The sequence below is a fragment of the Piscinibacter sp. genome, from assembly GCF_050175855.1.
GTDB lineage: Bacteria > Pseudomonadota > Gammaproteobacteria > Burkholderiales > Burkholderiaceae_C > Piscinibacter.
The window spans coordinates 1-21,833 of the sequence record NZ_JBFXIO010000001.1 but is presented as its reverse complement, the minus strand read 5'-3'; the positions used below and the strand labels follow the sequence as shown (position 1 = coordinate 21,833).

The 21,833-nt window shown below is 68.0% G+C and carries 31 protein-coding genes; 17 read left to right on the top strand and 14 right to left on the bottom strand.

Annotation, left to right across the window (positions count from 1 at the left end):
* The first annotated feature begins 86 nt into the window (after positions 1-86).
* Genes AB7U92_RS00155 through AB7U92_RS00140 form a run of 4 tightly spaced genes read left to right on the top strand, consistent with a single transcriptional unit; the run spans position 87 to position 3,027 of the window.
* On the top strand, positions 87-1,034 hold the full coding sequence (locus tag AB7U92_RS00155; RefSeq protein ID WP_428573516.1) for a DUF3179 domain-containing protein: 948 nt from the start codon (positions 87-89) through the stop codon (positions 1,032-1,034).
* A 22-nt stretch (positions 1,035-1,056) separates the two neighbouring features.
* Positions 1,057-2,145, top strand: coding sequence for a YeeE/YedE thiosulfate transporter family protein (locus tag AB7U92_RS00150; RefSeq protein ID WP_428573514.1), 1,089 nt, complete (start codon positions 1,057-1,059; stop codon positions 2,143-2,145).
* Positions 2,146-2,164: 19 nt separating this feature from the next.
* Entirely contained in the window at positions 2,165-2,806 is a 642-nt protein-coding gene (locus tag AB7U92_RS00145) for a sigma-70 family RNA polymerase sigma factor (RefSeq protein WP_428573512.1), read from the top strand.
* Positions 2,803-3,027, top strand: coding sequence for a zf-HC2 domain-containing protein (locus tag AB7U92_RS00140; RefSeq protein ID WP_428573510.1), 225 nt, complete (start codon positions 2,803-2,805; stop codon positions 3,025-3,027). Before AB7U92_RS00145 ends, AB7U92_RS00140 begins: the two co-directional genes overlap by 4 nt.
* Before the next feature lie 42 nt (positions 3,028-3,069).
* On the opposite strand, the gene AB7U92_RS00135 is transcribed toward AB7U92_RS00140, so the two are convergent.
* Positions 3,070-3,648, bottom strand: a complete 579-nt coding sequence (locus AB7U92_RS00135) for a hypothetical protein (RefSeq protein ID WP_428573508.1) — start codon at positions 3,646-3,648, stop codon at positions 3,070-3,072.
* A 355-nt stretch (positions 3,649-4,003) separates the two neighbouring features.
* Between AB7U92_RS00135 and AB7U92_RS00130 the strand changes: the two genes are divergently transcribed.
* Together AB7U92_RS00130 and trxA are read left to right on the top strand one after the other, a co-directional pair.
* A complete protein-coding gene (locus AB7U92_RS00130) occupies positions 4,004-4,375 on the top strand; it encodes a DUF4148 domain-containing protein (protein ID WP_428573506.1) in 372 nt (123 codons plus the stop codon).
* A gap of 338 nt (positions 4,376-4,713) precedes the next feature.
* On the top strand, positions 4,714-5,046 hold the full coding sequence (gene trxA, locus AB7U92_RS00125) for a thioredoxin (RefSeq protein ID WP_428573504.1): 333 nt from the start codon (positions 4,714-4,716) through the stop codon (positions 5,044-5,046).
* A gap of 76 nt (positions 5,047-5,122) precedes the next feature.
* Here the strand turns inward: trxA and AB7U92_RS00120 are convergent, their stop codons facing one another.
* The 3 genes from AB7U92_RS00120 to AB7U92_RS00110 all read right to left on the bottom strand — a co-directional run bounded on the left by AB7U92_RS00120 (position 5,123) and on the right by AB7U92_RS00110 (position 6,716).
* Positions 5,123-5,542: a hypothetical protein gene (locus tag AB7U92_RS00120; RefSeq protein WP_428573502.1), complete on the bottom strand. Its 420-nt coding sequence runs from the start codon at positions 5,540-5,542 to the stop codon at positions 5,123-5,125.
* Between the two features lie 399 nt (positions 5,543-5,941).
* Positions 5,942-6,268, bottom strand: coding sequence for a TfoX/Sxy family protein (locus tag AB7U92_RS00115; RefSeq protein ID WP_428573500.1), 327 nt, complete (start codon positions 6,266-6,268; stop codon positions 5,942-5,944).
* Positions 6,269-6,281: 13 nt separating this feature from the next.
* Positions 6,282-6,716 (bottom strand): hypothetical protein, encoded by a 435-nt coding sequence (locus AB7U92_RS00110; protein WP_428573498.1) that lies wholly within the window; start codon positions 6,714-6,716, stop codon positions 6,282-6,284.
* A gap of 110 nt (positions 6,717-6,826) precedes the next feature.
* Here AB7U92_RS00110 and AB7U92_RS00105 point away from each other — a divergent pair, with 110 nt between their 5' ends.
* A complete protein-coding gene (locus AB7U92_RS00105; RefSeq protein WP_428573496.1) occupies positions 6,827-7,249 on the top strand; it encodes a winged helix-turn-helix transcriptional regulator in 423 nt (140 codons plus the stop codon).
* Between the two features lie 16 nt (positions 7,250-7,265).
* Here the strand turns inward: AB7U92_RS00105 and AB7U92_RS00100 are convergent, their stop codons facing one another.
* A complete protein-coding gene (locus tag AB7U92_RS00100) occupies positions 7,266-7,772 on the bottom strand; it encodes a YHS domain-containing (seleno)protein (protein WP_428573494.1) in 507 nt (168 codons plus the stop codon).
* Between the two features lie 83 nt (positions 7,773-7,855).
* On the opposite strand from AB7U92_RS00100, the gene AB7U92_RS00095 reads away from it, so the two are divergent.
* From AB7U92_RS00095 to AB7U92_RS00080, 4 genes are all read left to right on the top strand, one after another.
* Positions 7,856-8,755, top strand: a complete 900-nt coding sequence (locus AB7U92_RS00095) for a helix-turn-helix domain-containing protein (RefSeq protein ID WP_428573492.1) — start codon at positions 7,856-7,858, stop codon at positions 8,753-8,755.
* A 138-nt stretch (positions 8,756-8,893) separates the two neighbouring features.
* Positions 8,894-9,463: a carboxymuconolactone decarboxylase family protein gene (locus tag AB7U92_RS00090; RefSeq protein ID WP_428573490.1), complete on the top strand. Its 570-nt coding sequence runs from the start codon at positions 8,894-8,896 to the stop codon at positions 9,461-9,463.
* Between the two features lie 36 nt (positions 9,464-9,499).
* Positions 9,500-9,808, top strand: a complete 309-nt coding sequence (locus AB7U92_RS00085; RefSeq protein WP_428573488.1) for a hypothetical protein — start codon at positions 9,500-9,502, stop codon at positions 9,806-9,808.
* Between the two features lie 60 nt (positions 9,809-9,868).
* Positions 9,869-10,441 (top strand): carboxymuconolactone decarboxylase family protein, encoded by a 573-nt coding sequence (locus tag AB7U92_RS00080; protein ID WP_428573485.1) that lies wholly within the window; start codon positions 9,869-9,871, stop codon positions 10,439-10,441.
* A 181-nt stretch (positions 10,442-10,622) separates the two neighbouring features.
* Here the strand turns inward: AB7U92_RS00080 and AB7U92_RS00075 are convergent, their stop codons facing one another.
* From AB7U92_RS00075 to AB7U92_RS00055, 5 genes are read right to left on the bottom strand one after another with little or no spacing between them, the layout of a single operon-like run.
* Positions 10,623-11,996 carry an FAD-containing oxidoreductase gene (locus tag AB7U92_RS00075; protein ID WP_428573483.1) on the bottom strand — a complete coding sequence of 458 codons (1,374 nt, stop codon included), beginning with the start codon at positions 11,994-11,996 and terminating at the stop codon, positions 10,623-10,625.
* Positions 11,997-12,036: 40 nt separating this feature from the next.
* A complete protein-coding gene (phnE, locus tag AB7U92_RS00070) occupies positions 12,037-12,861 on the bottom strand; it encodes a phosphonate ABC transporter, permease protein PhnE (RefSeq protein WP_428573481.1) in 825 nt (274 codons plus the stop codon).
* Positions 12,862-12,880: 19 nt separating this feature from the next.
* Positions 12,881-13,723, bottom strand: coding sequence for a PhnE/PtxC family ABC transporter permease (locus tag AB7U92_RS00065; protein ID WP_428573479.1), 843 nt, complete (start codon positions 13,721-13,723; stop codon positions 12,881-12,883).
* Positions 13,720-14,550 carry a phosphonate ABC transporter ATP-binding protein gene (locus AB7U92_RS00060; protein WP_428573477.1) on the bottom strand — a complete coding sequence of 277 codons (831 nt, stop codon included), beginning with the start codon at positions 14,548-14,550 and terminating at the stop codon, positions 13,720-13,722. The genes AB7U92_RS00065 and AB7U92_RS00060 overlap by 4 nt, the downstream gene beginning before the upstream one ends.
* 10 nt (positions 14,551-14,560) lie before the next feature.
* Positions 14,561-15,424: a putative selenate ABC transporter substrate-binding protein gene (locus tag AB7U92_RS00055; RefSeq protein WP_428573475.1), complete on the bottom strand. Its 864-nt coding sequence runs from the start codon at positions 15,422-15,424 to the stop codon at positions 14,561-14,563.
* 107 nt (positions 15,425-15,531) lie between these two features.
* Between AB7U92_RS00055 and egtD the strand changes: the two genes are divergently transcribed.
* Complete coding sequence (gene egtD, locus AB7U92_RS00050; protein WP_428573473.1) at positions 15,532-16,494, top strand: L-histidine N(alpha)-methyltransferase; 963 nt, start codon at positions 15,532-15,534, stop codon at positions 16,492-16,494.
* Between the two features lies 1 nt (position 16,495).
* Here egtD and senA read toward each other — a convergent pair whose 3' ends face one another.
* Positions 16,496-17,692: a selenoneine synthase SenA gene (gene senA / locus AB7U92_RS00045; protein ID WP_428573471.1), complete on the bottom strand. Its 1,197-nt coding sequence runs from the start codon at positions 17,690-17,692 to the stop codon at positions 16,496-16,498.
* Between the two features lie 42 nt (positions 17,693-17,734).
* Between senA and senB the strand changes: the two genes are divergently transcribed.
* Genes senB through AB7U92_RS00030 form a run of 3 tightly spaced genes read left to right on the top strand, consistent with a single transcriptional unit; the run spans position 17,735 to position 20,413 of the window.
* A complete protein-coding gene (senB, locus tag AB7U92_RS00040; RefSeq protein ID WP_428573469.1) occupies positions 17,735-18,691 on the top strand; it encodes a selenoneine biosynthesis selenosugar synthase SenB in 957 nt (318 codons plus the stop codon).
* A complete protein-coding gene (gene selD, locus AB7U92_RS00035; protein ID WP_428573467.1) occupies positions 18,688-19,770 on the top strand; it encodes a selenide, water dikinase SelD in 1,083 nt (360 codons plus the stop codon). Before senB ends, selD begins: the two co-directional genes overlap by 4 nt.
* Positions 19,771-19,789: 19 nt before the next feature.
* Entirely contained in the window at positions 19,790-20,413 is a 624-nt protein-coding gene (locus AB7U92_RS00030; protein ID WP_428573465.1) for an SAM-dependent methyltransferase, read from the top strand.
* On the opposite strand, the gene AB7U92_RS00025 is transcribed toward AB7U92_RS00030, so the two are convergent.
* From AB7U92_RS00025 to AB7U92_RS00015, 3 genes are all read right to left on the bottom strand, one after another.
* Positions 20,390-20,653: a hypothetical protein gene (locus AB7U92_RS00025; RefSeq protein WP_428573462.1), complete on the bottom strand. Its 264-nt coding sequence runs from the start codon at positions 20,651-20,653 to the stop codon at positions 20,390-20,392. The two genes, AB7U92_RS00030 and AB7U92_RS00025, sit on opposite strands and share 24 nt — an antisense overlap.
* Before the next feature lie 34 nt (positions 20,654-20,687).
* Positions 20,688-21,098 (bottom strand): DUF302 domain-containing protein, encoded by a 411-nt coding sequence (locus tag AB7U92_RS00020; protein ID WP_428573460.1) that lies wholly within the window; start codon positions 21,096-21,098, stop codon positions 20,688-20,690.
* Positions 21,099-21,159: 61 nt separating this feature from the next.
* Positions 21,160-21,504 (bottom strand): hypothetical protein, encoded by a 345-nt coding sequence (locus AB7U92_RS00015; protein WP_428573636.1) that lies wholly within the window; start codon positions 21,502-21,504, stop codon positions 21,160-21,162.
* Between AB7U92_RS00015 and AB7U92_RS00010 the strand changes: the two genes are divergently transcribed.
* Positions 21,400-21,630, top strand: a complete 231-nt coding sequence (locus AB7U92_RS00010; RefSeq protein WP_428573628.1) for a heavy-metal-associated domain-containing protein — start codon at positions 21,400-21,402, stop codon at positions 21,628-21,630. The two genes, AB7U92_RS00015 and AB7U92_RS00010, sit on opposite strands and share 105 nt — an antisense overlap.
* On the top strand, positions 21,615-21,833 hold a 219-nt coding region (locus tag AB7U92_RS00005; RefSeq protein ID WP_428573458.1), incomplete at its 3' end, for a hypothetical protein. The genes AB7U92_RS00010 and AB7U92_RS00005, both read left to right, overlap by 16 nt.

Below are 21,833 nucleotides of genomic sequence, written 5' to 3'. Positions count from 1 at the left end.
GGGTCGTGAGCAGAACGCAGCACTTGCAGCGCCCAGCGTTTCACGCCCGGGGCCTCGTCGCCAACTCACCGCAAAGCGCCACGCTCATGAATCGCCGCCGTCTGGCCCCGCTTCTGGTTGCCCTCGCATCGGCAAGCGCAATGCAGATGGTCAGTGCCGGGCCGGTGCTCAATGGGTTCGATCTGGCGGGCGCGTCGATCCCCATCCAGGCCATCGAGCGCGGTGGCCCACCGAAAGACGGCATCCCCGCCATCGACAGACCAAAGTTCGTCTCTGCTACCCGCGCCAGGCTGGCCGAAGAGGACCGTGTGCTGGGCATCACGCTTGATGGCATCACTCGCGCATACCCCCTGCGCATTCTGAACTGGCACGAGGTGGTGAACGATCGGTTCGGCACGCGTGCCATCGTCGTGACCTACTGCCCTCTGTGCGGCACCGGCATGGCCTTCGAGCCTCCTGCAAGCACTGGCGTCTCGGGCTTCGGTGTGTCGGGACTGCTCTACAACAGCGACGTGCTGCTGTACGACCACACCACCCAGTCGTTGTGGTCGCAAATCCTGTCCGCGGCGATCAGCGGCCCGCTCGTCGGGACAACGCTGACTGCTGTGCCCTTGACGCACACGACCTGGGCCGACTGGCGAAGACGGCACCCGGCCACCGAGGTCCTGTCCACCGACACCGGCTTCGAGCGCGACTATGGTCGCGACCCCTACGCCGGCTACGACCGCGTGCAGCAACTGTTGTTCGATGTGCAGCACCGCGACGGACGCCTTCCGCTCAAGGAATGGGTGCTCGGCTTGCGCGTCAACGGCGCGGCCAAGGCCTACCCCTTCAGCGTGCTGGAGCGGACAGTGGACTCCGCAGGCCGCATGACCGACACCCTCGGTGGGCAGGCACTGCTCATCCGCTACGACCGCGCGAACCGCACCGCGGAGGCCTTCGACGCCCAGGGCAAGGCGCTGACCGGCACCCTGTCCTTCTGGTTTGCCTGGGTGGCCTTCTATCCTCGTACCGACGTGCTGCGCGCTCCGTAGCGGCGTCACCGCGAAGCTCACCATGACGCCGTCCGCCGCCCCGATGCTCGACTTCGCCCTCGCCCTGGTCTGCGCGGCGCTGGTCGGCTTTGCAGCCCACCGGGCCAGCCTGTGCAACGTACGTGCCGTAGCCGAGATCATGACCAGCGGCACCACCCACATGCTCGGCAGCCTGATGCAGGCCGCCTTGTGGATGGCCCTGCTCGCCGGGGTACTGTCGCTGGTGGCCGGCCGCAGCTTGCCCCCGGTTTCGATGCCGACTCCCGCGGCCTGGGCCCTCGCGGGTGGCTGGCTCTTCGGCGTCGGCGCAGCGCTCAATGGGGGTTGTTCGTTGTCCACCCTGCATCGCCTGGCCGATGGCGAACTCGGCATGCTGGCGACGCTGGTCGGGTTTGCGTTGGGCGTGGCGCTGTGGGCCGTATCGCAGGCGGTGTTGCGGACCCACCCCGGGGTCTTGATGCCAGGCGAGCTGATGGCGGTGCCGACAGTCTGGGCGCGCTGGCCGGCGCTTGCGCCGTGGCTGCTTGTCGCGCTGGGGCTGTGGGCCATGATGCGGCTGCTGACGCTGTGGCGGCTTGCACAAAGCTCGCCGTCCACGTCGGTCCGCGATCGCCTGCTGGCACCGCGCTACCACCTGACGGTGGCGGCCGCACTGTTGGGGCTGGCCGGCGGCGCCCTCTACGCGACACAAGGGGCGTGGTCGTATACCAACCATTTGCGCACCAGCGTCCTGCACGCCGGGTGGGGCGGCCGTGCACCCGAAATCACGCACTCTTCCCTCGTCATTGCCCTGGTTCTGGGGATGGTGCTGTCCGCGATGCAGCGCGGCTCGATCGCCTGGCGCCGTCCCCAGGAAGCTCTCGCGTGGGTGCGCCACACAGGAGGCGGCATGCTGATGGGCGCCGGTGCGGCCATGGTCCCCGGCGGCAACGACACGCTCTTGCTCAATGCCCTGCCGACGCTGGCCCTGCAAGCGATGGGTGCCTATGCGGCCATGCTGGGCGGCATCGCGATGGTGCTGTGGCTGATGCGACGCACGCAGATGCCGATGCCCTTGACCCACTGCACCGAGGCGGGCTGCGCCGAAGTGCGCCCGCCCATCGTCCCCTAGCAACCCAAGGAGGCTCAGGATGGCCCACATTCACGCTGAGCCGCAGGACGCGGGAGCGGCCCCAAGGGGCGCGGCAAGGGTTGCTGCCGACGCCGCCGGCCTGGAAACGCAGCTGCCTGCCCTGCGAGTTCGTCTCGTCCGACATGCGCGCTATGCGATGCACGATGACGGGCTGGCGGAAGATCTGGTGCAGGACACCTTGATGGTCGTCGTGGAACAACACGCGACACGCCGTGGCGACTCATCGCTGCTTACCTGGGCCACGGCCATCCTGAAGAACAAGGTCGCGGACTGGTACCGCTCTCCCGGCCGAAAGCGTGTCGTCTACTTCAACGCCGACGCCGGAAGCAACGACGAGGCCATCGATGCCCTGTACGACGCCGACGGAGCGTACGTCGAGCCGATTCCGGCCTGGCAGCAGCCTGACAACCGCGCCGAACAGCGACAGATGATGACCGTGCTGGAGCGCTGCGTGAGCTGCCTGCCGCGACAGGCGGGCCGCGTGTTCATGATGCGCGAGTGGCTGGGCTTCGAGACCGCGGAAATCTGCGAACGGCTGGGCGTCAGCGCCGAGAACTGCCGGACAATTCTTCACCGCGCCAGGATGTCCTTGCGCGATTGCATGCAGCGCGACTGGATCGGCAAGAGGGCAAGCACATGAACCTGATGTACTCGTGCAAACGCGTGGCCGAACTCCTGTCGCAACGACTCGACGAGCCCCTGGGGCTGATCGACGAGATGAGGCTGAGGCTGCACCTGTCGATGTGCCGCAACTGCAGCAACGTGGCAGAGCAGATCGGGGCCGTGCATGCCGCCTCGGCAGAGATGTTGTCGAATGGACTCGAACTCGACGAACCCGCATCGCCAGTGCCGCCACGCTGACAGGCGGCCGCTGCCGCGGCCGCGAGTACTTCCGTTCTCGGTTCAGGCCTGTGCCGCGAGATAGGCCTGGAGCTGCATCTTGGGCATCGCCGCGAGCAGCATGCCCACGAAGCGCTGGGTCGAACCGAACCGGTCGACCTGCGCCTGACCGAAGTGCTCGTTGCGGTGAAAGAGCTTCGCCCATTCGAGTTCCTTGGCGATCGTCATCGCCGTGGCCTCGGTCGTCAGCGTCGAAGGGCCGCCGGCCCATGCCAGCGTGGCGAAATCAGCCTGATTTGGCTCGCTCACATAGTGCGGATCGCCGCCAGCGTGGATGGTCAGGAGCAGCCTCGGGTTGACGGGCGGCATCACCGGATCGTCCGGCGTGGCACCGACGGCGGTCATCATCTGCTGCATCATGGACATGAGCGCGGCGTCCATGGGAATGGTCGTCCCCAGCCCACTTTGCATCGTGAGCGTCATCATGCTGTAGCGGGAGTACCAGTAGCCCTCCTCATTGGCCACATCCGCCGAATAGCCCGCGACCTGCCCTACCAGGTCTGCACCCGCCGCGGCCGTGGCGGCGTGGGTCTGTGAGACGAGCGCACCACCAATCAGCGCCGCGATGAAGCCCAGTTGCATCACTCTCGAGCGGATACCCGCGCGACCTGCCGCGGCAATTGCGGTTTGGCGGAATGGCGGTCGTCCGCTCCATGCGTTCGTAGACGGGTTCATCGTCGGCTCCTGAAAAACGGTTGAGCAGCCATCCGCCCAGACGACTGCTCGTATTCGACGCAGGAGATCGCCGATCCGTGACAGGCCGTCACGTCTTGCACGCCAAATTGCCCTGGCGCCGCGACCCGAGCGCGGGCGATCTGGCGCGCGCGTTCACAGTCACGTTTTCCGATCGAGGTACGTCCAAGAGTTTGTCAGCACTGCAGACCGCAATGCCGGCACGGGCCAAGGTGGCCCAGACGCACAACCGAAGGACACCACCATGAAGACGTTCATCACAGCCGCTGCCCTGGCGCTCGCCACGCTCACGTCGTTCGCGCAGGAAGCCACGCGCGCTCCGGAGTTCGACAACTTCGTCTCGATGCGTACCCGCGCCGAGGTGCGCGCCGAACTGCAGGCCGCTCTCGCGGGCGGCTGGCGCCCCTCGCAGGGCGAGGCCAGCTACGCCCCGGAATTCGAGAAGATCGCCTCGACGCGCACGCGCGCCGACGCGCGGGCCGAAGTGCTCGCTGCGATCGCGCGGGGCGAGCGCCTGTCCTACGGGGAGGCCGGCCCCGACCCGCTGCAAACTCAGCGCATTCGGGCGAACTCGGCCGCGACCTTGGCCGCGCGACCCACCACGTCTGCGCAATAGGCCGTGCCGGAACCGTCGACTCCGGTGTCGGACCTGACATCGGCTGACCCGGTCTGGACGCCCACTGTCGACCGCCTTGCGCGGTCGGCTCGCATGGGCCAACTCGACGATTTGCGGCCGGGGCTTGCATCACCCGGCCCATGCAGTTGGAAGGCGCCACGTCCAAGGGCACAGGCAACGAACAAGCCATCGTGGCGTTGGCGCCATCTCTGCGGACGCCAGCGCGAGACGAATGGCAACAACCCCGAGACGCTCGGTGACGCTCGGCATCTTGCAGCAGGCCTTCCAGGCCCTATCTGGACTTGGACCGAGTCCCACCATTCCATCAAGGTATCGACATGTCCCACGTCATCGAACCCACCAGCCTCGACCATGCCCGCGCCGTGCTCGGCACCGAGGGAACACCGGTCCTGGTCGACTTCTCGGCGACCTGGTGCGGCCCATGCAAGGCGTTCGCCCCGGTCCTCGAGGACTTCGCGGATGAGCGCGCCGGCAAGCTCAAGGTCATCAAGGTCGACGTCGACGAGTTCTCCGTCATCGCTGGCGAAGTTGGCATTCGAAGTGTCCCGACGCTGATGGTCGTCATGGACGGTCAGGTCGTCGCCGCTCGTGCCGGCAGCCTGCCTAAGCAGGCGCTTGCGGCATTTCTGGACGAAGCGCTGGCTCGATAGCCAGCAAGAGCCGACTCGCCGTCGGCACCGGCCCGAGGCGTTTCGCCTCGCCTCGGGCGGCTCGCCGACGCAGCATCTACTGCCGCCGATCTTCGGCTCGCACGACACGACGGTCGCCGTCGGATCGACGGGCCAGCAACTCGCTGATCGTGTGGCCGAGCACGGCCCTTTCGTAGAGCTCGCGGGAGTCGAGCGCAATCAGAGCTTCGGACGTGCGGCGAACTGCCGACGACTCCGCTCCATCGACACCTGCCGCACGTGCCATGGCATCGCGTTCGGACAGCCCCAGGTGGATGAGGTAGCGGGCATAGGCGCCCGGATTTCCTCCGGCGTCCAGACTGGCGGTCGTGGCCTGCCCGGCAGGCGCAAGCGCCGAATCGCCGAGCACCACTCGGCGATAGGACTGGTAGCCGGTGTCGTCCGAGGCAGAAGCAGGGCTGGCGAGGACGGTCGAGGCAACTACCGACAGCAGCGTGGTGGCAATGAACCTGTTCATGATGACTCCTGGGTCAGTGGTGGGTCCGGCGGGCCGCCTGAGTTCGTTTGCGCCCTTCCGTCTTCATTGGTCGGTCGGTTCGGGCAATGCGTGACGCCCACGCACCTGAAGGCTCGCGGTGCAGGCATGTGGGGTTGGCGATCCTCGGTTCGGCGTATCGCCGTGGACTGTCAGGCCCGTTGCAGCCATTCCGCCCTGCGATCAATCGGTCGACGGGTGCGGCCACCTCATGGTCACGAAGTTGGGAACAACGGCCCAAACGTCAGCCGCGACTGCACGGCCGCCGTCGGCGAGCCGATGCTGTGCTTCCTTCCGTGTCTCGATTCGCTCCGGCTCATCGCCGACAAGCTCGACGATGCGAACGTCATGTGCGCACCGCCGCCCGTGACAGCCGAAGCTCTACTTCGGCTCAAGCCCGTCGATGTAGCGCGCCGCCATGTCAATCCACGATTCGAGCCCTTCGCCCACGGCCTGGGAGGCATCCACCCACACGAAGCCCTTCATCGGCCTGCCGGTGATGTCCATGGGGCTGGCGCCGGGCCGCGACAGCGCTTCGGCCTCCTGATCCTTGCCGACACGGAACATGAAGCGTCCGACCTCGACGCCACACAGCATGTTGCCGCGGAGCATCCAGCAGTAGCCGCCAAACATCTTCTTCTCGACCACGCCAGCGCGTGCCTGCAGCGCTGTGCGCATCCGTTCTGCCAGCTGAGGGTCGTAGGGCATCAGCGTCGCCCGATCAGGCCGACACGGCCGCCGCCGACTTGCCCTCGCCGAGCCGGTGGGCCAGCGCAATCAGCGGAGAGACGACGGCGAACTGCAACACCGTGAAGGCAGTCTCCAGCACCATGAAGTCCTGCACCGAGGTCATGCGGTACTTGGCCGCGACCGGCAGCACCGCGAACGACCAGGCCATGACGCCGAAGATGCACGCGAAACCGAAGGCCCCGCGCTGCCATGGCATGCGCGTGGAGGGAAACAGTCGCGGATAGGCCCAGGCGAAGACCAGCGCCTGGATCACCATCGAGGCCAAGCCCAACGGGATGATCACATCGTCCCGGTACATCTCGAGCCGATGGTATCGATCCGCGAACGTGACCAGATGCCAGAAGTAGCCGAGTGGGAAGGTCGGTACCAGGTAGGCCAGGACCGACAACCAGAAGGACTTGCGCATGACGTTGACCTCCTGCAGGCGCAGCCGGCGCGGGTTGCTTGGCAAAGGGTGCGTCAGTGTAGTCAATCACTTGCAAATGGCAAGTGATATGCGATCATCGATGCTCGCCCATGGCCCCTCCCCCTGCATCTCGTCAACGACGATCGGGTTGCCCGATCAGCATTGCGCTCGAACTTCTTGGCGACGCCTGGTCGCTGCTGGTCGTGCGCGACCTGATGTTCAAGGAACGACGGACCTTCAACGACTTCCTGACGGGAGGCGAAGGCATCGCATCCAACATCCTGGCTGACCGGCTTCGCAAGCTGGAGGATGCGAACATCGTCGAGAAGCGGCGCGACCCGCAGGACGCGCGTCGCTTCATCTATCGCCTGTCCTCCAAGGGCATCGACCTGGCGCCTGTCCTGGTCGAGCTCGTCATCTGGTCCGCTCGTCACGAGCAGACCGATGCGCCAGCAGCCGTCGTGCGCAACATGCGCGCCGACCGGGACGGGTTCGTGGCAAACGTCCGGCAACGGTGGCGGGAAAGCTCCTGAGGTTCCGGACAGGCACTCAGAGCGTCTTCGGCACCCGGTCCTTCAGGCGCGGCCAGTTCTTGTCGGCCGTGGCCAGGTTGCCGGGCACATCGTCGAGCCAGCGCTTCTGCACGTCCTTGTTGACGTTCAGGTACAGCCTGCCGTCCACCACCCGCCAGGCCTGCGGATCGACGTCGAGCTTCTTCTCCAGCGCCACGCCCATCGCGCAGAAGCCGCCGTAGGCCGGCGCGTACTTGCCCGGGTTGGCGATGAAGGCATCGCGGTTGGCGGCGGTCGCGAACCGATAGGTCGCGCCCTGGTGTTGTGCGCTGAACTGGGCAAGGCCTGGCGTCGGCTTCGCGGCGTTGAAGTAGGCCACCGGGTCGTGGCCCTTGAGTGCGAGGCCGCTGGCGTCGACGTTCACGGCACTGGTCGAGTTCTCGTCATAGGCCAGTGCGGGGCTGTTCAACAGCGTGACCGCACTGGCGGCAACGATCAGGTTGGCGAGAAACCGCCGGCGCGGTCGGGTCGTGGAGGGTGTCATGACGAAGGTCCTTCATCGAGGTGGTTGGGGGTTCACGCCGGTGTGGGTTGCTGCCGGCGTTGCGGTGAACTTTGGGCCCTCCGATGAAACGTTCGGCGTCCTCAAGTACCATCCTGTTGACCAAACGTTTCGCACTCGCCATGGACCGCCTCTCCCTGCTGCTGCAACGCTTCTCGCTGAGCGCCGGGGTCTTCTATACCGGCCAGATCTGCGGCATCCACCACTTCGAACGCGACACGCAGCGTGGCCACGTCCACCTGATCAAGCGCGGACCGGTGACGCTGACCGGCGGCATCGAAGGCACCTTGACCATCACCGAACCGACCCTGCTGTTCCTGCCCCGGCCGGACGCCCACCGCCTGATCGCCAACGACCGGGACGGTGCCGACGTGGTGTGCGCATCGATCCAGTTTGGTGGCGGTGGACGCAACCCGATCACGGACTCGCTGCCGCCGATGGTTCTGGTGCCGCTGCGCGATCTTCCCGGTGCGCAGGCCCTGCTGGACCTGCTGTACGACGAAGCCTTCACCGAGCAGTGCGGGCGCCAGGCCGCGCTGGACCGCCTGTGTGAACTGCTGCTGATCCGCCTGCTGCGCCACTGCCTGGATCGCGGACTGACCCAGGGCGGCACCCTGGCCGGGCTTGCAGACCCGCGTCTGGCCAAGGCCCTGGTGGCGGTCCACGAGGACGCCATGCGCGCCTGGGAGCTGTCGGACATGGCCCAACTCGCGGGGATGTCTCGGGCCCGGTTCGCGGTGCACTTCCGCGAGGTCATCGGGGACACACCCGCGGACTACCTGGCGACGTGGCGCGTCACCCTGGCTCAGGGGCTGCTGCGAGCCGGACGGCCCTTGAAACACGTGGCCCTGGACGTGGGCTATGGCAGTGCCAGCGCGTTCACCCGGGCCTTCATCCGCAAGACCGGCAAAGCCCCGACACATTGGCTGCGCAATGTCGAGGCGGAAGCGGCGCCGCAGGCCTGACCGAATCGACGAGTCAACCGCCCGACGGGCCCGGCGAGACGCCGGGTCATCAGTCCGCGACGGACAGTATCCACGTCGACCCCGGCCATTCCTAGGATGAACGGCTTTCTCAGCTCACCCACGCCCAAAGGAACCGCCATGTCTGCCAAACCCATCCTGCACACCCTGCACGCCGTCGACCCCGCCACCGCCAACGATGCCCAGAAGGCCATCCTCGACCAGGCCGTCAAGGCGGTGGGGTTCCTGCCGAACATGTACGCCAACATGGTCAACGCGCCGGCCGTGCTGAGCACCTACCTGCACGGCTACGCGCTGTTCCGTTCGGAGTCGGGACTGAAGCCCGCCGAGCAGGAGGTGGTGTTCCTGGCCGTCAGCCAGGTCAATGGCTGCACCTATTGCACGGCCGCGCACAGCATGATCGCCGACAAGAAGTCAGGTGTACCGGGGCCTGTGCTGCAGGCCGTTCGTGCCGGCCAGCCGATTCCCGACGCCAGGCTCGCGGCCCTGTACGCACTGACGGCCGAGATGGTCAAGACCCAGGGGCGTCCCGCCGCCGATACTGTGCAGGCGTTCCTCGGCGCCGGCTTCCAGGAGAAGGACGTGCTCTACATCGTCCTGGCCATCGCCGTGAAGACGCTCAGCAACTACAGCAACCACGCCTTCGCCACACCGGTGGATGCCGTGTTCTCGGCCTACAAGGTCGATTGACCACTCCGCGGCACAGACCGCCACGACCATCCTGAGATGACGCCGGAATTCGTCCCCGAGGAATTCGAGCAGACCATGGGATGCACCGTGGCGGATCTGCTGCGAGCGCTGCCCGCCGCGCTGCCCGGTGCGGACATCGAGACGGACTCCGCTTCAAATGAGGTCCGTGGTGTGTTCCCTGACGGCATGCTCCGGTTGGTCTGGCAGCCGCTGGCCGCACGCCGCATCGCCTTGCTCGAGATTCCGCGCCTGCAGGTGCGCTTTCAGTACGCGGGCCTGTCGGCAGAACGTCGGCACGAGGTGCAACGCCGATTCGACCTCGCCACGCAACGCGGGGGCGGCTGATCGGCTCATCCCATCAGGGCGACCTCGTGGGGTCGCGTGTTCGCGTCACATGGAGGACTCATGCCGTTCATCTCTTCTTTGCCCGACGATGCAGGCGTGCGGCACATCCTCACGCTCAACCCTGCCGCCGGCCGCGCGCTGATCGAGTTCCACACCGCCGTGTTGCGCGCCGACACGCAGCTCACGGCGAAGGAAAAGGAATTGATCGCGGCCTACGTCTCCGGCCTCAATGCCTGCCAATACTGCTTCGGCGTGCACACGGAAACGGCCAAGGCCTATGGGGTGGGGGAATCGCTCATCGTCGCGCTGCTGGACGACATCGACAGCGCACCGGTCGACCCGAAACTCAAGCCGATCCTGGCCTACGCCAAGGTGCTGACCCTCGCCCCGGCCAAGGCCACGCAGCGCCATGTGGACGCCATCGTCGCTGCGGGTTGGACGGAGCGCGACCTGCATGACGCCGTCCTCACGGTCTGCCTCTTCAACTTCATGAACCGGTTGCTCGAAGGTCACGGTGTCAAGGGGTCGGCGGATCTGTACGTGGCGCGCGGACAGGCCTTGCAGGAGGCCGGATACGCGCCGTTGCTGAGCATCCTGCAAGCTGCTCAGGTAGGGCAGGCGGGAGCCAAGTAGGAAACCTGCGCCAAGACGCCGGGGGTGAACACACTGCCGGCATCAACGGCGCGTCCGCTTCGGGGACTTGGAGTTCCCATCCGAAGCGCTCAAGCCAAGGCTCTTCCGCTGCATCTGCCGCGGCGAACCATGCAGGTTTCGCTTGCGATCTTGAATCCCGCTTCGCCGGGGTGAATTCAGATCAGACCGGCTTCAATTGCTGCAGCAAGGTCGGCACCAGTTCGCTCACGGTCGGGTGGATGTGCACGGCCCGCGAGATCACGGTGTACGGCTGGTCGGCCGCCATGATGTCCAGCAGCCCGTGCACCACCTCGTCCCCGTTCATCCCGAGGATGGCCGCGCCCAGGATGCGCTGCGTGTCGGCATCGACCAGCACCTTCATGAAGCCCGAGGTTTCACCCGCCTCGCGCGCTCGGCCCACGCGCTGCATCGGCATCTTGGCGCGCAGCACACGCTTGCCACTGGCCAGCGCTTCGGTCTCGGTCATGCCGACGCGCCCCAGAGCCGGATCGATGAAGAGTGCATAGCAGGGGATGCGGTCGCCGATGCGGCGTGGATCGCCATCGAACAGGTTCGCGACCACGATCTCGTGGTCGTTCCACGAGGTGTGCGTGAATGCGCCGCGTCCGTTGCAGTCGCCCACGGCCCAGACGCCTTCGGCGCTGGTGCGACACTGGTCGTCGACCTCGATGTACCCGCGCGCATCGGTGCGGATGCCGGCCAGTTCCAGGCCCAGCCCGTCGGTGTTGGGCTGGCGGCCGACGGCCAGCAGCACGTGGCTTCCGAGAATGCCGTCACCGCCACCGCAGGCTGCGCCGACGACGATGCCCTCGCCCGCCCGGGCGAGCGACAGGCACTCAGCGCCCAGTTCGAAGCGCACGCCTTCGGCCTCCAGGATCGAACGGATGCCGTCGGACACGTCGGGGTCCTCCCGCGGAAGCAGGCGCGCGGAGCGCTCCACCACCGTGACGGCGGCACCCAGGCGGCGCATCAGGTGCGCAAACTCCAGACCGATGTAGCTGCCGCCCACAACGACGAGATGCTCCGGCACGGAGTCCAGCTGCATCACCGACACGTTGTCCAGGGTCGGCACCGTCTCGATGCCGGGCAACGCGGGCCGTACCGCGCGTCCGCCGACGTTGAGGAAGATGCGCGGCGCGGTCAATCGGCGCCCTGCTGCCTCGAGCGTGGCCGGGCCGACGAACCGGGCATCGCCGACGATGACGTCCGTGCCCTTCAGCCCGCGCATCCAGGTCTCCACGCCGTCCCGCGACTTCGCGACGATCGCGTCCTTGCGGGCCATCACGCGGGCCATGTCGACGCGCAGGCCGGTGATGTCGAAGCCGAAGTCGGCGCCGCGCTGCGCAAGCCGGACGGCGCGCGCGCTGGCCACCAGCGTCTTCGTCGGCACGCAGCCCACGTTGACGCAGGTGCCGCCGAAGTGGTGGCGTTCGATCACGGCGGTCTTCAGGCCCTCGCGGCTGCAGCGTGCCGCGATAGCCGGGCCCGCCTGACCGGCGCCAACGACGATGGCATCGAAAGACTCGGCATCCATGCTGGCGCTCCCATCAAATGGACCGGCCACAGTATGTGCCCTAGCGGGTGAGCCAGCGGCGCCACGCGAAGCTGGCGCCATCCACCAGGGCCACCAGCAGCAGCATGGCCAGCAGCACGGTGGCGGTCTTGTGCATCTGGAACAAGCCCATGTGGAACGACAGCATCTGGCCCAGGCCGCCCGCGCCCACGACGCCCAGCACGGCGGCTGCGCGGATGTTGTTCTCCCAGCGATAGAGCGAGTAGCTCATCAGCTGCGGCAGCACCTGGGGCAAGGTGGCGTAGAGGAACACGCGTGCCGTGCCGCAGCCTTGCGTCCGCAGCGCGGCGGCCGGGCCCGGCGCGGCGTTCTCGATGGCCTCGGCGAACAGCCGGCCCAGCACGCCGGTGGTGTGCACCGCCAGCGCCAGCGTCCCGGCGAAGGGGCCCAGGCCGGCCGCGATCAGCAGCAGCGCCGCCCACACCAGCTCGGGCACGGCACGCAGCGCGTTGAGCAGCAGGCGGGCCGGCGCGCGGCCGGGCGCCCGGTCCTGGTCGTGCAGCCGGCTGGCAGGCAGCGCCAGCAGCACGCCGGCCGCAGCGGCCAGCAGCGTGCCCAGCGCCGACATGGCCAGTGTTTCCCAGGCGGCGTCGACCACGCTGCGCACGAAGCCTGCGCTGAGTTCGGGCGGGGCGAATTCGCCCAGGAAGCGCCCCATGCTGGCCAGCGCGGCCACCGACAGGAAATCGCCCCAATGCATGTCGAGCGAAGCGAAGCTCGCCACCACGAGCAACAGCACGCCTGCTGTCAGCCGGCAGGCGCGGCAGCGTGCATCGAAGAGCGGCGGCGGCAGCCGGTAGGGGCGGTTGGCGGCGGGCGGGCGCATCGGATGGCCTCTCGAACGCTCAGCCCAGCGCGCGGCGCAGCACCGCACTCAGCCGGTCGGCCAGCGCCACCAGCGCCACGAACACGATGAGCATGGCCAGCACCTCGCCGCCGGCGAACATCTTCAACGAGCCGTCCATCAACTGCCCGAGCCCGCCCGCACCCACGAAGCCGAGCACCACCGAACTGCGGATCGCGCATTCCCAGCGGTACACGGTGTAGCTGGTCAGCTCGGCCGCGTTCTGCGGCAGCAGCCCGTAGGCAAAGGCCTGCAGGCGTGAGGCGCCGTTGCGCAGCAGCGTCTGCGTGACCTGCGCGTCACCGCTTTCCAGGATCTCCGCGTACACCTTGCCCAGCATGCCGCCGTAGGTGAGCGCGATGGCCAGCACCCCGGCAGCCGGGCCCAGGCCGACCACCCGCACGAAGACCAGTGCCCAGACCAACTCCGGCACGCTGCGCAGCCCAATGAGCAGCATGCGCACGGCCTGCCGCAGCGCCAGGGGCAGCGGGGCCATGCGACCGGTCAGCGCCGACATCGACAACGCCCGCGTGGCCACCAGCGTGAGCGGCACGGCCAGCAGCAGGCCCAGCGTAATGCCCGCGGTGGCGATGGCCACCGTGCGCCAGGTCTCGCGCGCCACCAGCGACAGGAACTCGAGCGAATGCGCCGGCGGTACGAAGCTGGAGATGAAGTGACCGGTGACGCGCAGTGCCTGCGGGTCCAGCAGCACCCAGGGTTTGAACTCGGTGGTCACGAGCAGCGGCCACAGCAGCACCACTGCGGCCAGCAGCCAGCCCAAGCGTCCCGGCCAGGCCGGGTCGCGCTGTGCCGCCTGGCGTTGCGCGACGAACGCGGTACTCATCGGCACTGCATCACGACCGGCGGCGCCGGTGCGGGAGGCTCGTCGACAGGCGGCGCTTCGCCGCACAGTTCGTCCTCGTGCTGCGCGTACAGGGCGGCCAGCAGCTCCGGTGTGACCTGGGCCGCAGGCAGGTCGAACAGCAGCTGCCCTTCGCGCAGGCCGAGGATGCGCGGAAAGTGCGCCAGCGCAGCATCCACCTGGTGCAGGGACGCCACGAGCGTGACCCCGCGTGCGCCGGCCTCGCGCACCAGTGATGCAGCGGCGCGCTGCGCCCGCGCCGGGTCCAGCGCCGAGAGCGGCTCGTCGACCAGCCACAGGCGGGCTGGCGACACCAGCGCGCGCGCCAGGCCGACACGCTGGCGTTCGCCGCCGGAGAGCCGGTCGACGCGGTCGAACAACTTGTCGGCGAGTTCGAACACCTCCAGCGCCTCGTCGGCCGCGCCGATGTCCACCGGATAGAACAGCGAGCGCAGGCTGGTCCACAGGTTCCACGATGGCAGCCGACCGGCCAGCACAGCGGTGACCACGCGCTGGCGTGGTGGCAGTGGTGGCACCTGGGGCACCAGGATGAGCCGGCCCCGCAAGGCACGCAGCAGGCGCCGGTGCAGGCGCCTGGGATCCGCGCCATCGATCTTCAGCACGCCCCGCGACGGCGGGCGGGCGCAGGCCAGCACCTCGAGCAGGGTCGTCTTGCCGGCGCCGGAGGGACCGATCACCGCCACCGCCTCGCCTGACTCGACACGGAAACCCAGGTTCAGCAGCGCGTCCGGCGCGTTCCGTCGCGCGGTGGCATGTCGGGCGGCAAGCCCGGCGAGTTCCAGCTTCACGACGCAGCGGTCAGAGCAGACCGGCGCTGCGCGCCGCGGCCTCGATGCCCTTGTACTGGTCGGCTTGCGCCGGCACGAATCGGGTGGCGCGCTGGAGTTCCAGGATCTCCTTGCCCTCGGCTGTGTCGCGCGACAGGGCCAGCAACGCCTGCGTCAACTTCTCGCGCAGTGCAGCGGGCATGTCGGCATGCACCGTCCAGTTGTAGTCGTAGTAGGTGGGCGTGGTGAAGAACACGCGCACCTTGGTCGTGTCGACCTTGCCATCGGCCACGAACTTCTCCCACACCGACACGTTGAGCGCACCGGCCTGCACCTTGCCGGCGGCCACGGCGGCGATGGTGGCGTCATGCGCTCCGCTGAAGGCCACGCGCTTGAAGTCCTTGTCGGGGTCGAGCCCGGCCTGCAGCAGGAAGCTGCGCGGCATCAGGTGGCCCGAGGTGCTGCTGGCCGAGCCGAAGCTCACGTCCTTGCCCTTCAGGTCTGCCAGCGTCCGGATGCCGGGGTCGGTGGTGATGAACACCGAGCGGAAGCGCGTGTCCTCTTCGCGCTGCACCAGCGGGATCACCTTGCCGCCCGAACGCACGTGGGCCTGGACGAAGGTGAAGCCGCCGAACCAGGCGAGGTCGACCTTGCGGTTGACCAGGGTCTCCACCGCCGCGGCGTAGTCGGTGACGGGCGTGTATTCGACCTTGACGCCCAGTTTGGACTCCAGGTACTTCATCAGCGGCGCCGCCTTGCGCGCGAGTTCGGTCGGCGATTCGTCCGGAATGGCCGTGACGCGGAGCACCTGCTGCGCGTGGCTGATGCCGCACCAGGCCATCACGGCACAGGTGAGTAGCGAGCGGAGGGTCCGGGAGGGCGAGAAGCTGATCATGGGGCACCTGCGCAACGGAAAAGGGGCGGGATGGCTGTGCACTCTAGCGGCTCGGCCCCGGTAGAGTGGCAGGACCGAGACAAAGGCCCGCCGCTGGCGCGCGCACGATGCCGACTCCCCGATTGCTGCAGTTGCATGACACCAGCGGCACCGACCTGGCCGCCGAGGCCGCCTCGGGCCTGCTGCGACCGCAGGCCGCCGTGTCGCCAAAGTTCTTCTACGACGCACAGGGTTCGCGCCTGTTCGACGCCATCACCGAGCTCACCGAGTACTACCCGACGCGCACGGAAGCGGCGATCCTGGCGGCAAGCGGCCCGGCGATCGCGCAGGCCGTTCGCCGTTGCACCGGCGACCACCCCGTGATCGTGGACCTCGGTGCCGGCAACTGTGCCAAGGGTGTGGGCCTGTTTCCGCTGCTGGCGCCGCGACGCTACATCGCAGTCGACATCTCGGCGAACTACGTGGCCGCGGCGCTGGCTCACCTGCAGCGCGAACACCCGGCGCTGGACCTGGTCGGCGTCGGTCTGGACTTCTCCAGCCGCCTGGCCATGCCGCCCGACCTGGTCGGACCGCAGGCCCTGGTCTTCTACCCGGGTTCGAGCATCGGCAACTTCGACCGATCAGGGGCGCTGGCGCTGCTGCGCCAGGTGCGCGACCTGTCCGCGGGCGGTGCGCTGCTGATCGGGGTGGACCTGGTCAAGGCGACCGCGGTGCTCGAAGCGGCCTACGACGACGCCCTGGGCGTGACGGCGGCCTTCAACCTCAACCTGCTGCGCCACCTGAACACCCTCCTCGGCGCGAACTTCGATGTGCGCCAGTGGCGGCACGTCGCGCTGTTCAACCGCGTCGAGTCGCGCATCGAGATGCATCTGGAGGCCCGCAAGGCCCAGGTCGTTGAATGGCCCGGTGGCGAACGGCGCTTTGCCGCCGGCGAGCGCATCCACACCGAGAACTCCTACAAGTGGACGAAGGATGGCTTCGGCGATCTCCTGCGCGAGGCCGGCTTTGGCGCGCCGCAGTTGTGGACCGATGCGCGCGACTGGTTCGGCCTGTTCCTGGCCAGCGGTTGAGTTACGGTGCGCAGGTGCGGAAGCCCGCCGGCACATCGTTGCGGTGGGCGGGAAAGAAGTTGCGGTAGCGCGGGTGGCGCATACGCGGCTGCGTGCAATGCGAAGCGCCGCGCAGCACCGGGCGCCCATCGAACCAGGGCGCGGAGTAGTCGCGGTAGGGATGCGGCTCGAATCCGTCGAAGGGCGCGAACGGGCTGGCGGTCCATTCCCAGACGTCGCCCCAGCGGAGGTCCTCCGGTGCTTGGCAGGCGGCGCGTTCCCACTCGGCCTCGCTGGGCAGCCGCCGCCCTGCCCAGCGGCACCAGGCCTGCGCCTCGTGCAGCGTGAGATGGCTGGCGGCCTGCTGCAGATCGAGCGTGCCCCAGCGGCCATCGCGCCAGAGCGCCCACCCGGAAGAACTGCGACGCGTGTAGCGGGGGCTGGCCACCGGCTGCACGGCGCGCCACCGCGCGCCGTCTTCGGTCCACCAGCGCGGATCGTCATAGCCGCCGGCCTCCACGAAGGGCAGGAATTCGGCCCAGCGCACGGCCTGGCGGTCGATCTCGAACGGTCCCAGTGCGACCGTGCGGCCCGGCAACTCGTTGTCGAACGCGAACCCGTTGCCGGCCTGCCCGCCCAGCCGCCAAGTGCATGCGGCGAACGCCAGCGGCGCGCCCGGCGGGGGCAAGGGTCGGGCCTGCCAGCGCGGATCCTCGAAGGCTATGCCCAGGCTGCGGGCCATGTACAGCGCAGCCTCGTGGTGCATGTCCTCGTGCAGCAGCGCCAGACGGAAGAAGTACAGATCCGGGTCACCGGCCCCCGCCTCGCGCAGCAGCGCCAGCGTTTCCTCGAGCTGCCGCGCCATGTCGTCTCGTGTGGCGTCGGCGCCGGGCAGCGGCAGCTGCCAGCGGCTGTCGTGAGGCACGCGGCTGGAGTTGTAGAACGCATCGGCATTGGCCCGAAATGCCGCGCGCCGGGGCACGTCGGGGTCCGCGCGCTCACCGAGCGCCCGCTGCGGATTGCGTGCGATCCAGAAGTCCTGGAACCAGCCGACGTGCCCCAGTTCCCACAGCGGCGGGTTGAGTTCGGCGCGCAGTGGCACCGAGCAGCCCGGCAGGGCCCGCTCGTAGGCGGTGAACGTCGCCAGCGTGTCGGCACGGCTGGCCCTCAGCGCCTCGGCCAGGGCGGCGGCCGAGCCCTGGCGGGCCGCCCGGGCCATCCGCGGTAGGCTTGCATCGTGCATCGAGAACCCCTGGTCATCGTGACGCCGGCACTGGCTGCGGCCAACAACGGCAATTGGCAGACGGCCCAACGCTGGGCCCGCCTCTTGCAGCCAGCTTACCGTGTCCGCCTCACGGATCGCTGGGCCCACGGGGACGAGGCAATGATGATCGCGCTGCACGCACGGCGATCCGCCGCGTCCGTCGAAGCATGGCATGCAGCACACCCAGACCGCCCGCTGACATTGGTGCTCACCGGCACCGACCTGTACCGCGACATCGACACCGATGCCCAGGCCCGGCATTCGCTGACGCTGGCCGATGCCCTGGTGGTGCTGAACGAGCGGGGTGCCGACCCACTGCCCGAGGCACTGCGCGGCAAGGCCCACGTGGTGCTGCAATCCTGCACGGCACGCCTGCCGATGACCCGCACGCCACGCCATCTGCGCGCACTGATGGTCGGCCATCTTCGCGAGGAGAAGGACCCGCGGACGTACTGGCGCGCTGCCGAGCGCCTCGCCGTGCGGACGGACATCCGCCTGGATCACATCGGCGACGCGCTGGACCCGGCGCTCGGCGCCGAAGCCACCGCGCTGGCAGCGCGCCTGCCCCAGTTTCAGTGGCTCGGGGGCCTGCCGCATGCCACGGTGCGCCGCCGCATCCAGGCTGCCCACGTGCTGGTCCACGCCAGCCGCATGGAAGGCGGCGCGCACGTGATCATCGAGGCCATCCGCAGCGGCACGCCGGTGCTGGCGTCACGCATCGACGGCAACCTGGGCCTGCTCGGCAGCGGCTACGGCGGTGTCTTCGATGTCGGCGACGACGCCGCGCTGGCCGCCCTGATCGCCCGCGCCCGCGACGATCCCGATATGCTCCCGCAGCTGTGGGCGCAGCTCGCCCCACGCGCGGCCCTGTTCGCCCCCGCAGCCGAACGGGCTGGGCTGCACCAACTCGTCGGCTCGCTGATGGCGCGCCACCCAACCGGATCCCCGCCATGAATGCACCCGCCAGCCCTGCCCTCGCCGCCATGCCGGCCGAGCCCCGCCTGACTTCGCTGTCTCACGGCGGTGGCTGCGGCTGCAAGATCGCCCCGGGGGTGCTGAGCGAGATCCTAAAGGGCACGGCCGCGATGCCCATCCCGAAGGAGCTGCTGGTGGGCATCGAGACCGCCGACGACGCGGCGGTTTATCAGCTCAACGACGAGCAGGCGCTGATCGCGACCACGGACTTCTTCATGCCCATCGTCGACGACCCGTTCGACTTCGGGCGCATCGCTGCCACCAACGCCATCAGCGACGTCTACGCGATGGGAGGCCGGCCGATCCTGGCGCTCGCCCTGGTGGGCATGCCGATCAACGTGCTCTCCACCCAGACCATCGGGCGGGTGCTGGAGGGCGGCGCCTCGGTGTGCCGCACCGCGGGCATCCCGATCGCCGGTGGCCACACGATCGATTCGGTCGAGGCGATCTACGGCCTCGTCGCACTGGGCTTGGTCCACCCCAAGCGCGTCAAACGCAACGCCGACGCGCTGCCAGGTGACTTGCTTGTGCTGGGCAAGCCGTTGGGCGTGGGCGTAATGAGCGCCGCGCTGAAGAAGGAACAGCTCGGCGCCGAGGGCTATGCCCGGATGATCGCCACCACCACGAAGCTGAACACGCCGGGCCACGATCTCGCGGCATTGCAGGGCGTGCACGCACTGACCGACGTCACGGGCTTTGGCTTGGCGGGCCATGCGCTGGAACTGGCGCGCGGCGCGCGTTGCGAGGTGCGGCTGGAGTGGTCGGCCGTCCCGTTGCTGCCTGGGGTGCGTTCCCTGGCGTCGCAGGGCTTCGTCACCGGGGCGTCGGGCCGCAACTGGGCAGGCTATGGCGCTGATGTCGCGCTGCCTGCCTCCTTCGCCGCCGAAGACCAGGCCCTGCTGACCGATCCGCAGACCAGCGGCGGGTTGTTGGCGTCCTGCGCGCCGTCGGCAGTCGACGAGGTCCTGGCGATCTTCCGCCGCCACGGCTTCGAGCAGGCTGCCGTGGTCGGCAGTGTCGCGGCGACAAGCGCGGCTCCGCGTCTGCTGGTGAGCTGAACCTGCCCCGAGCTCGGACATGAGTCGAAGCGTCGAGTTCTTCGACCGGCAGTTCGAACGTCAGGTCCAGGGCGCCGCGACCGGGCTGAACCCGTTCGAGCAGTCGGCGCTGCCACATCTGCGGGGCCGGGTGCTCGACTTCGGCTGTGGCCTGGGAGCGCTGTCGCTGGCGGCGGCACGTTCCGGCTGCACGGTCCATGCACTCGATGGCAGCGAAGTGGCCGTGAGGCACCTGCGCCGCATCGCCGAGGCCGAGCGGCTGCCGATCTGCGCCGAGGTCGCGGACCTGCGGACCCATCGACTGACGGAACTGTTCGACACCGTGGTGTCGATCGGACTCCTGATGTTCTTCGACTGTGCCACTGCGGAACGGGCGCTGGCGGAACTCGACTCGCACCTGCTACCTGGGGGCACCCTGATCGTCAATGTGCTGGTCGAAGGAACGACCTACATGGACATGTTCGACCCGCAGGGCTACTGCCTCTTCGAGCGCGATGCGCTGACCCGCCGCTTCTCGACATGGGAGATCGTCTCGTCGACATGGGACGACTTCGCGGCCCTGGGCGGGCTGAAGAAGTCCTTTGCCACGGTCATTGCCCGCAAGCCGGTAGCCGCATCGTCAGCCGTTCCCGCCAACCGCTGAACGCCCCGTCGGGCAGAGGACGTTCCGGGGACCCTCACCGCGCAGGAACTGCGACTCCTCCTCGGCAGTCGCGACCCGCACCTGGACCAACGTCGCTCGATCGCCGTGCAGTGCTCGCAGTTCCTCGCAAACCTGCGAGGTCGGTTCGAGCCCCGCCGAGAACACCTTGACCCAGCGACGAGACCGGCCTTCGTAGCGGTAGTCGATCACCCACGTGGTCGAGTTCCTGAAGAACGCCACCACCTTTCTCCCTTCGGCGGCGAGCGGCGCGCCCTCAGACCGCCCGGGTCTCGTCGCCGCCCAGGGCTTCGCACACGCGCCTTAGCCGACTTTCCGCCTCATCGGCAACCGTCTTCACGCCAGGCTTGCCCACTAAACCCACCATCGTCTGTGGATCCAGGAAGCCGACCACGACGCGACCAGGCGCCTCCTCGCGGACGATCACGTTGCAGGGCAGCAGCAGACCGATGTCCGGTTCGGCCTGCAATGCCTGGTGAGCCAGCGGTGGATTGCACGCTCCCAGGATGCGGTACGGCAGCATCTCGGCACCGAGCTTCTCCTTCATCGCGCGCTGGAGGTCGATGTCGCTCAGGACTCCGAATCCCCCGGCCTTGAGGGCGGCCGTGGTCTTGGCCAGGGCGTCGTCGAACGACAGGCCCAGCAAGGTGGTGGTGAATCCGTACATGTCAGACCTCGTAGTGCGTTGCGGCGCCGGGCGGCAGTGAGCCAAATTCACATCTTGCGCCTCAATTCAGCGGGTGGAGCAGCTTCAATGCCACATCAGCTGGATCGCCCCAGGACACGCGAAGTCCGCCGAAAAGCAAGAGCGTGGCAATGGGCTTCTCCTCGTGACGCCCTCGGCGATCCAAAGCTCCCTCCGAGTCTTGCGTTGACTTGGCTTGACCTTCCCATTGTTGGAAGGTTGAGACTGATCTGGCCAACAGCAGCGATAGAGGACTCACATGCTTGCCTTCGAAGTCAAGGACATGACTTGCGGTCATCGCGTCGATGCGATCACCAAAGCGGTCGAAGCTGCAGACCCGGGAGCGCAGGTACAGGTCGACCTGGCAGCGCATCGCGTCGAGATTCATCCAGTGTCCAGCGATCGAACTTGTCTCGCCGAAGCCATCTCAGCGGCCGGCTACCGACCTACCGATGCCGACACTCACGGCGAGGTGAGCGTGGCAGCAACGAGGGGTGGTTGTTGCTGCAGGTGAAATTGCCCACAGGGGTACTTCTGTGGGAGCAGGCCTTTTCGAAGCCCGATTGGTTCCGGTCGAGCCGCCTGCCAGAAGGGGTAGTCGTACTTTTCGTGCAGATTGGTGCGCTTTGCTCTGAAAACCCGTTGCACGACAAGCACTTACGTTTCCAGCACTTTCGGACGCTCCATATTTTTCGTGCAGATTGGTGCGCTTCGTGG